Genomic DNA, 8464 nt, shown 5'->3' with positions numbered 1-8464 from the left:
CCCGGCGAGCAGCGCCCGGGCGCGGGCGGCCTGCAGCCGGGCGGTAGTGAGGACGTTGGCGGTGCGCGTGCTGTCGGCCCGGGCCATGGTGGCGTCGAGTTCGACCAGCACCTGGCCGGCCTTGACGGCCTGGCCGTCCACGACGTGGATGGCCTTGACGGTGGCGGTCTCGATCGGCTGGATCAGCTTGCTGCCGGCATTGGGCACGATGCGCCCTTGCGCCGTGGCGACCACGTCGATGTGGCCGAAGATGGCCCACAACACCGCGATCGATGCAAACGCCATCAGCAGCCAGGCGACGATGCGTGGCGCGGGCGAGACCGGGGTTTCCTGCAGTTCGAGCGCGGCCGGGAGGAATTGCGCCTCGTGCGGCAGGCGCTGCGGCGGGTCGAGCTCCCTGCGGATTTTCCAGACGTGGCTGAAGACGGCGGCGTAGCGTTTGAGCAGGTCGCGCGTGGCTTGCAGGCGGAGGGTGAGGGCGTGGGTCATGAGTACGTTCTCCCGTGATTCCGGCGCAGGCGTCCCCAGCCGTCATCCCGGCGAACGCCGGAATCCAGAGCGATATCCGGCGCCGCTCCTGGATTCCGGGTCGCGCTGCGCTTGCCCGGAATGACGGGGTTGGCGCCGTCATTCCGCCGCACGCAGGAATCCAGTACGCTACCCCAATGAAACGACCCAGCGTCTACATCCTCGCCAGCCAACGAAACGGCACGCTGTATGTCGGAGTGACGTCCAATCTTGTGCAGCGCGTGTGGCAACACAAGAACGATCTCGTGGAAGGCTTCACCAAGAAATTCGGGGTTCATACGCTGGTCTGGTACGAGGCGCACGAGACGATGGAATCGGCCATTGCGCGTGAGAAAGCGCTCAAGGGCTGGCGTCGTACATGGAAGCTGGACTTGATCGAGGCGACCAACCCGACTTGGCGGGATTTGTACGGCGAGATCGTTTGAATTCTTGTCATTCCGGCGCACGCCGGAATCCAGGAAGCGCCGGTGCAACCCACTGGATTCCGGCGTTCGCCGGAATGACGGCAATGGGGTTTGGTCAGATTCATGGTCCTCACCCCTGCTGCATCCGGTGCAGCCGCGAGTAATGCCCGGCCTCATGCCTTAGCAGTTCGGCATGGCTGCCCTGCTCGACGATCTGGCCGCGGTCGAGCACCACGATGCGGTTGGCGTCGCGCACCGCGGAGAGCCGGTGGGCGATGATCAGCACCGTGCGCCCGCGGCAGATGGCCTTCATGTTGTCCTGGATGATGCGTTCCGATTCGTAGTCGAGTGCGCTGGTGGCCTCGTCGAAGATGAGGATGCGCGGGTTGCCGATCAGGGCGCGGGCGATGGCGATGCGCTGGCGCTGGCCGCCGGATAGCGTGGAGCCGTGTTCGCCGACCAGGCTGTCGTAGCCCTCGGTCAGTTCGAGGATGAACTCGTGGGCGCCGGCCAGTTTCGCCGCCGCCATCACCGCGTCGATCGGCAGGCCGGGATCGGCCAGCGCGATGTTGTCGCGGATCGTGCGGTTGAACAGCATGTTCTCCTGCAGCACCACGCCTATCTGCCGGCGCAGGCTCCCACTGTCGGCCATGGCGAGGTCGATGCCGTCGACCAGCACGCGGCCGCGCTCGGGGACATAGAGGCGCTGCGCCAGCTTGGCCAACGTGCTCTTTCCCGAACCGGAACGGCCGACGATGCCGATCACTTCGCCGGGCTCGATCGCGAGGTCGATGCCGCGCAGCACTTCGGGCGCGTCGGGCCGGTAGCGGAACACGACCTGATCAAACTCGATGCGCCCGGCCAGCGGCGGCAGCGTGGTGCCCGAACTCACGCCCTGGCCCCCCTCGCCGCCCGGTTTCGCCAGCTCGGTGCGGGTGTTGAGGATGTCGCCCAGGCGCTGCACCGAGATGCCGGTCTGCTGGAAATCGGTCCATAGCTGCGCCAGGCGCATCACCGGTTGGGCGACGCGGCCGGCGAGCATGTTGAAGGCGATCAGTTGCCCCAGGCTCAACTGCCCTTCGATCACCAGCCGCGCGCCCAGCCACATGGTGACCAGCGTCACCAGCTTGCCGATCAGCGAGACGCCCTCGTGCGCCAGCGTACCCAGGGTCGCGGTGCGAAAGCCGGCGGCGACGTAGGCGGCGAGCTGCCTGTCCCAGCGGCGCATCATCTGCGGTTCTACGGCCATGGCCTTGACCGTGTCGATGCCGTTGATGGTCTCGACCAGGAAGGCCTGGTTCTCGGCGCCGCGGTTGAACTTCTCGTGCAGGCGCGCGCGCAAGAGCGGCGTGATGCCGACCGAGAGGATCAGGTAGCAGGGCAAGGACGCCACCACCACCAGCGTCAGCCAGCCGCTGTAGAGCAGCATGACGCCGATGAAGACCACCGAGAACAGCAGGTCCAGCACCAGGGTAATCGCGTTGCCGGTGAGGAACTGGCGAATGTTCTCCAGTTCGCGCACGCGCGCCACCGTGTCGCCGACGCGCCGCGCCTGGAAGTAGGCCAGCGGCAGGTTGAGCAGATGGCGGAACAATCGTGCACCGAGTTCGACGTCGATGCGGCTGGTGGTGTGGGCGAAGACATAGCTGCGGATGCCGGACAGCACCACCTCGAAGACCATCACCACCAGCAGGCCGATGGCGATCACGTCGAGCGTGGTCAGGCCGCGATGGACCAGCACCTTGTCCATCACCACCTGGAAGAACAGCGGCGTGACCAGCGCGAAAAGTTGCAGCACGAAGGACACCAGCAACACTTCGCCGAGCAGTTTGCGGTACTTGACCACCGCCGGGATGAACCAGGTGAAGTCGAACTTCGCCAGTTCGCCGGCCAGCGAGGCGCGTGAGGCGATCAGGATCAGCTCATTGTTCCAGCGCGCCTCGAATTCGGCGCGGGACAGCACCTGCGGACGTTCGCCGCACGGGTCCTGGATCAGCACCTGTTCGGCGTCGACCCGGGCAAGGATGAAGAAGCCGCCCTGCGCATCGATGGCCAGCGCCGGCAGCGGCGTCTGCGCCAGGCGAGGGAACTCGGTTCGCACCTGGCGCGCCTTGAGCCCCAGCCTCTTCGCCGCGAGCAGGATCTGCGCGACGCCGAAATGCGCACCGGATTCGCGGAAGTCGTGCGCCAACTGGTCCGCGTCGGCGGCGATGTTGTGGAAGCGCGCCAGCATCACCAGGCCGATGAGGCCGGTGTCGATGGCGGGTGGCGGCTCCGGCGGCACCGTGTCGCCAGCGCCGACTATTGAAAGATGCTCGAAAGGGGGGGTCACGAACGCGCCTGCCCGGCTGGATTGGCCAGCCTGGCGGCTAGGTTTGCATGGGTGTCAATCTGGCATCTCCTCCAGGGTTTGTGCCTCTGGCAAATTCGATGACCGGCAACGCCGAGGCGCTAAAACAGGACAACCGTATTTCGCCATGCCGTATGACTGGAAGCTAACAGTTCGTGCCGAGAAAAGCACCTGTCAGAAATGACAGGTTTTTGAAGAATTTCGATGAAATTTGCGAAGTAAGCGGAAATTTTGGCGATGACGGATGCAAAGCGGCAATGGTGCACTGCGTTGCACGGCTCACCATCCAGTTTGATTCCCACCCGCCGTTCCATCCCAAACGCATGCTGTGGATCGGCGATAATCCGGCATCGTCCGCCAACCCCGAACCGGATATGTGGCATTGGCTTGCAAGCGTTTCCGTGCTGATGGTGCTGAGTGCCTGCACCACGCCGCCTCCCGTGGCCGAGGCGCCGGCGGTCGAGGCCGTGCAGCCGCCGCCCGAACCCAGGCCTGCGCGCCCGGCCAGGGCGCCGGCCGCCCCCAAGGCGAAGAAACCGGCCCCGATTCCCACGCGAGCGCTCAACCTGCACGCCGAATGCCGTTTTCGCGACGAGACCGGCTACAACGGCGAGTTGAAGCTCGCGGTCGAGGAGGCCCGGGTGAGCGCCTTCGCCGCCACGGTGAATATCCCGCAACGCGGCAGTTGCCGTTTCGACCTGAAGAATTTTCGCCAGACACGCGAACTGCCCAATGTGGAACTCAGCCACCTGAGCAATCGCTGCGTGGTGCGCGTCTGGGAACAGGGCGAGCGGGTGACCGTCGCGTTCCAGCAATGCCAGAAGATGTGCACCGGCGAAGCCTGGGTGCACCTCTGGCCGATCCTGGCCGATCGGCGCGACGGCTCCTGCGCCTGAGGGCGCGGGCGATCAGGCCGCCGGGTCGGGCCGGAAACCGAAGCGCCGCGGCAGGTCGTCGCGGCGGATGGGCTGCAGCGGCAGGCCGCGCCACCACAGGCCGCTTCCGCCCTGCATGGACTCGATCAGGGCGGCGTCGCTCGCCGTAATTCCGTTTGCATCACGACAGGTGGCGAGGAAGGCCGGCAGGTCGCGGTCGTCGAGCAGTCCGATGCCGGCCGCCACCAGCAGCAAGGCATTGCCTTCCTCATCGATGAATGCCGCGCTGGCTTCACCCGCGGGCATTCCGGTATGCGCCGTCAGCTCTCCATCGATACCGAGGCGCAGCACCAGGGGCGCGTAATCGAGGTCGACGTAGACCTTCTGCGGCCCGTTGTGGAAGACCCGGTTGCCACTTTCATCGGCGACGTAGTTGCGGTTGATGAAGGCGATCAGGCCGGCGTGGCGCACGACCTCGCCCTTGAGCCGCCAGTTGCCGCGCCGGTCGAGCGAAAGCCAGCCATAGCAGGCGGGTACGTTGGGCCACTTTACGGCCGGGATGGCAGCGTCGGGCGACGTCATCGGGGAAACCCCGCACCGAAATGAAACGGGGGCCGCGCGGCCCCCATTCTTGTAGCGCGGCGGTCGTGCTCAGTGATGATGGCCGTGCTCACCGTGCACATGGCCGTGGGTGACTTCCTCGTCGGTGGCGGCGCGCACTCCGGTGACGGTGCAGGAGAACACCAGCGCAATGCCGGCCAGCGGATGGTTGCCGTCGACCACCACCTTGTCCTCGGCGATATCGGTGATGGTGAACAGGCCGTCCTCGCTTTCACCGTCCTCGGCGCCGCGCTCGAACTGCATGCCGACTTCGATGTTGTCGGGGAACAGCTGGCGCGATTCGACGGCGACCAGTTCGGCGTCGTACTCACCGAAGGCATCCTCGGGTTCCAGCCGGACTTCCAGCGCGTCGCCGACGGCCTTGCCTTGCAGTTCCTCCTCGATGCGGTCGAAGATGCCGCCGTAGCCGCCGTGAAGGTAAACCAGCGGATTGGCGCCCTCGTCGATCGACGCGCCGTCGAGGTCGGCCACGCTGTAGTCGAGGGTGACGACGGTGTTCCTAGCGATGAGCATGGTGCCTTCCTTTGCCGTTGAGGCCTTTTACTAGTTGATAGACCTCGGCGGCATGCCCTTTCGGTTGCACATCGTAGAGGGCGTGACGAACAATGCCTTCCTTGTCGACGATGAACGTCGAGCGTATTACGCAGAGCTTCCTGTGGCCGTCCTTCTCGCGAAACTGGGAGACGCCGAACTTGCGGCAGACTTCGCCTTCTTCGTCGGACAGCAGGCGCACCGAGAGGCCGTGCTTGTCGCGAAAATCCGCGTGCGACAGGCAGTCGTCGCGCGAGACGCCGAGGATCACGCAATCGTGCCGGGCGAATTCGTTTTCGTGGTCGGAGAAGTCGGCGGCCTCGAGGGTGCAGTAGGGCGTGCCGTCGCGCGGATAGAAAAACAACACGGCGTTCTGACGGCCTCGCAGCGAGGCAAAGTCGAACCACTCCATGTCTGCGTCGGGCAATGAAAACTCCGGCGCCTTTTCTCCTTCGTGCAGCACGTGGTCCTCCTCCTGCGGCGAACTCGATTCATTCTAACCGAGTCCGAGGGGAAGAAATCAAGTCCCGCCGTCACCGCTTTCGAGCGCCATGACGTCTTCGCGACGATGGGGGCTGGCGAGGTATTCCAGCGCGCGCATTTCGATCAGGCGGCTCACCGTGCGTTTGAATTCGCCGGCCTGCGTGCCCTGCGTGTAAAGCTCCTCGGCCGGGCAGGCGGCGCTGATGATGAGCTTGACCCGGTGGTCGTAGAGCACGTCGACCAGCCAGGTGAAGCGCCGTGCCGCGCTCGCCATGCCGGCATCCATGCGCGGCACGCCGGAAAGGAACACGGTGTGATGGCAATTGGCCAGCCAGAGGTAGTCGTTCTGCGAACGCCGCCCTTCGCAGAGCTGGGCGAAATCGAACCAGATCACGCCGGGCGCGCGACGCACCACCGCCAGTTGCCGGCCCAGCACTTCGATCGGCTCGGTGTGCCCGGGACCACCCGATAAGCGGCGAAACGTATGCTCGATGGCGGTCGACGCCGCCGCGTCGTTTCCGATGAGGAAAACCTGCGCCTGCTCCAGCGCGCGCAGCCGGTAGTCGACGCCGGCATCGATCTCGATCACGTCCAGGCGCTGTCGCAGCAGGGCGATGGTGGGCAGGAACAGTTCGCGCTGCAGGCCATTCGGGTAGAGGCCGTCGGGCGGATAGTTCGAGGTGATGCAAAACACCACACCGGCGTCGAACAGGGCCTGCATCAGGCGGCCCAGCATCATGGCGTCGGCGATGTCCGAGACATGGAATTCGTCGAAGCACATGAGCCGCGTTTCACGCGCGATGCGCGCGGCGACCTTCGCCAGCGGATCGGACTCGTTGCGATGTTTTCGCAGGGATTCGTGGATCTCGCGCATGAAGGCGTGGAAATGTACGCGGCGCTTGCGCTGATAGGGCACGGCGGCGAAGAAGCAGTCCATCAGGAAGCTCTTGCCGCGCCCCACCCCGCCCCAGAACCAGACGCCACGCGGCAGTTCCGGGCGCACCAGCAGCTTGCGCAGCCGGCTGCGGCGCGCCGCCTTCAGCGCCAGCAGTTCGTCGTAGAACTTCTGCAGGCGCATCGCGGCGAACAGTTGCGCCGGGTCGGCAACGATGCCGCGCGCGGCCAGCGCGGCATTGAAGCCTTCGATCATGCCGTCCTTGGGGACGTTGAGGATTTTGTGCGGCATCAATGAAAAGGGCGGCCGGGAAGACCCGCCCGCCCTGTTACGGGGTTAGCCCGATTCTAGAAGTGCAGCGGACGCTTGTCGACCGCCAGCGCCGCTTCGTGCACCACTTCCGACAGGGTCGGATGGGCGTGGCAGATGCGGGCGATGTCCTCCGACGAGGCATTGAACTCCATCGCGGCGACGGCTTCGGCGATCAGCTCCGAGGCATTGGCACCGATGATGTGCACGCCGAGGATGCGATCGGTCCTGGCGCAGGCCAGCATCTTGACGAAGCCGGTGGTGTCGCCCTGCCCCAGCGCGCGACCGTTGGCGGCGAAGGGAATCTGGCCGGCGCGGTACTCGACGCCTTCGTTCTTCAACTGCTGCTCGGTCTTGCCGACCCAGGCGATTTCCGGATGCGTGTAGATGACCCAGGGCACGGTGTCGAGGTTGACGTGGCCCTTCTGGCCGGCGATGCACTCGGCGACCATGACGCCTTCTTCCATGCCCTTGTGCGCCAGCATCGGGCCGGGCACGACGTCGCCCACCGCCCAGACGTTGGGCAGGTTGGTGCGGCAGTTGTGGTCGACGTTGATGTAGCCGCTGGGACGCAGCTCGAGGCCGACGTCCTCGGCGCCCAGGCCCTGCGTGTTCGGCACGCGGCCGACCGAGACGATCAGTCGGTCGCATTGCAGGTTGCGGGACTCGTCGCCGAGTTCGTAATCGATCGTGACCCCCTTCTTGCCGGCCTCGACCTTGGTTATCTTGACCCCGAGCTGGATATTGAGGCCCTGCTTCTGGGTGAAGGTCTTCCAGGCTTCCTTGGCCACGGCCTGGTCGGCGGCGGCGAGGAAATCCGGCATGGCTTCGAGGATGGTGACTTCGGAACCGAGGCGCTTCCAGACCGAGCCGAGTTCGAGGCCGATGACGCCGGCGCCGATCACGCCAAGGCGCTTGGGCGTGGCATCGAAGGCCAGCGCGCCGGCATTGTCGCAGATGATCTTGTTGTCGACCGGAATGCCCGGCAGGTGGCGCGCCTTGGAACCGGTGGCGACGATGACGTGGGTGGCTTCGACGATCTCGCCGTTGACGTCGACGCGCCAGCGATCGTCCTCGCGGCCGACGAACTTGCCGTGGCCGGGCAGCAGCGTGACCTTGTTCTTCTTGAACAGACCCTTGATGCCGCCGGTAAGCTGGGTGACGATGTTGTCCTTGCGCTTGATCATCGTCGCCACATCGATCTTGACGCCCTGCGCCGAGATGCCGTGCATCTGGAAGCCGTGCTGGGCTTCCTCGTAGAGCTCGGAGGAGCGCAGCAAGGCCTTGGACGGGATGCAGCCGACGTTGAGGCAAGTGCCGCCGAGACGGACTTCGCCTTTCGGGTCGGCATAGGATTCCGACTCGATGCAGGCCGTGGACAGGCCGAGCTGTGCACAACGGATGGCCGCGATGTAGCCACCGGGGCCGGCGCCGATTACAACGACATCAAACTGTTTGTTTGCCATGT

The 8464-nt window shown here is 65.4% G+C and carries 9 protein-coding genes; 2 read left to right on the top strand and 7 right to left on the bottom strand.

What is annotated here, in order from left to right:
* The coding region (locus tag J0M27_RS17540) for a biotin/lipoyl-binding protein (protein WP_294994717.1) at positions 1-489 on the bottom strand (489 nt) is incomplete at its 3' end.
* Positions 490-503: 14 nt separating this feature from the next.
* On the opposite strand from J0M27_RS17540, the gene J0M27_RS21415 reads away from it, so the two are divergent.
* Positions 504-953: a GIY-YIG nuclease family protein gene (locus J0M27_RS21415; protein WP_365963066.1), complete on the top strand. Its 450-nt coding sequence runs from the start codon at positions 504-506 to the stop codon at positions 951-953.
* 109 nt (positions 954-1062) lie between these two features.
* Here the strand turns inward: J0M27_RS21415 and J0M27_RS17530 are convergent, their stop codons facing one another.
* Positions 1063-3264 carry a type I secretion system permease/ATPase gene (locus J0M27_RS17530; protein ID WP_294994715.1) on the bottom strand — a complete coding sequence of 734 codons (2202 nt, stop codon included), beginning with the start codon at positions 3262-3264 and terminating at the stop codon, positions 1063-1065.
* Positions 3265-3539: 275 nt separating this feature from the next.
* Here J0M27_RS17530 and J0M27_RS17525 point away from each other — a divergent pair, with 275 nt between their 5' ends.
* On the top strand, positions 3540-4178 hold the full coding sequence (locus J0M27_RS17525) for a hypothetical protein (protein ID WP_294994712.1): 639 nt from the start codon (positions 3540-3542) through the stop codon (positions 4176-4178).
* Positions 4179-4190: 12 nt separating this feature from the next.
* Here the strand turns inward: J0M27_RS17525 and J0M27_RS17520 are convergent, their stop codons facing one another.
* The 5 genes from J0M27_RS17520 to lpdA form a co-directional block, all read right to left on the bottom strand.
* Positions 4191-4739: a DUF2946 family protein gene (locus J0M27_RS17520; protein WP_294994709.1), complete on the bottom strand. Its 549-nt coding sequence runs from the start codon at positions 4737-4739 to the stop codon at positions 4191-4193.
* Positions 4740-4808: 69 nt separating this feature from the next.
* Entirely contained in the window at positions 4809-5291 is a 483-nt protein-coding gene (locus J0M27_RS17515) for a peptidylprolyl isomerase (protein ID WP_294994706.1), read from the bottom strand.
* Entirely contained in the window at positions 5278-5772 is a 495-nt protein-coding gene (locus J0M27_RS17510) for a peroxiredoxin (RefSeq protein ID WP_294994703.1), read from the bottom strand. The genes J0M27_RS17515 and J0M27_RS17510 overlap by 14 nt, the downstream gene beginning before the upstream one ends.
* A 57-nt stretch (positions 5773-5829) precedes the next feature.
* A complete protein-coding gene (gene zapE / locus J0M27_RS17505; RefSeq protein WP_294994700.1) occupies positions 5830-6978 on the bottom strand; it encodes a cell division protein ZapE in 1149 nt (382 codons plus the stop codon).
* A gap of 56 nt (positions 6979-7034) precedes the next feature.
* Entirely contained in the window at positions 7035-8462 is a 1428-nt protein-coding gene (gene lpdA / locus J0M27_RS17500; protein ID WP_294994697.1) for a dihydrolipoyl dehydrogenase, read from the bottom strand.
* Between the last annotated feature and the right edge of the window lie 2 nt (positions 8463-8464).

It is taken from the genome of Sulfuritalea sp. (assembly GCF_017302275.1).
Taxonomy (GTDB): Bacteria; Pseudomonadota; Gammaproteobacteria; order Burkholderiales; family Rhodocyclaceae; genus Sulfuritalea.
Note: the sequence above shows the minus strand (reverse complement) of the source record. Positions and strands in the feature narration are given on the sequence as shown.

What these genes read in the sequence shown, in the direction of transcription:
- lpdA (WP_294994697.1), bottom strand. Translation starts at nt 8,462, where the DNA reads ATGGCAAACAAACAGTTTGATGTCGTTGTAATCGGCGCCGGCCCCGGT.
- J0M27_RS17515 (WP_294994706.1), bottom strand. Translation starts at nt 5,291, where the DNA reads ATGCTCATCGCTAGGAACACCGTCGTCACCCTCGACTACAGCGTGGCC.
- J0M27_RS17520 (WP_294994709.1), bottom strand. Translation starts at nt 4,739, where the DNA reads ATGACGTCGCCCGACGCTGCCATCCCGGCCGTAAAGTGGCCCAACGTA.
- J0M27_RS17525 (WP_294994712.1), top strand. Translation starts at nt 3,540, where the DNA reads ATGGTGCACTGCGTTGCACGGCTCACCATCCAGTTTGATTCCCACCCG.
- zapE (WP_294994700.1), bottom strand. Translation starts at nt 6,978, where the DNA reads ATGCCGCACAAAATCCTCAACGTCCCCAAGGACGGCATGATCGAAGGC.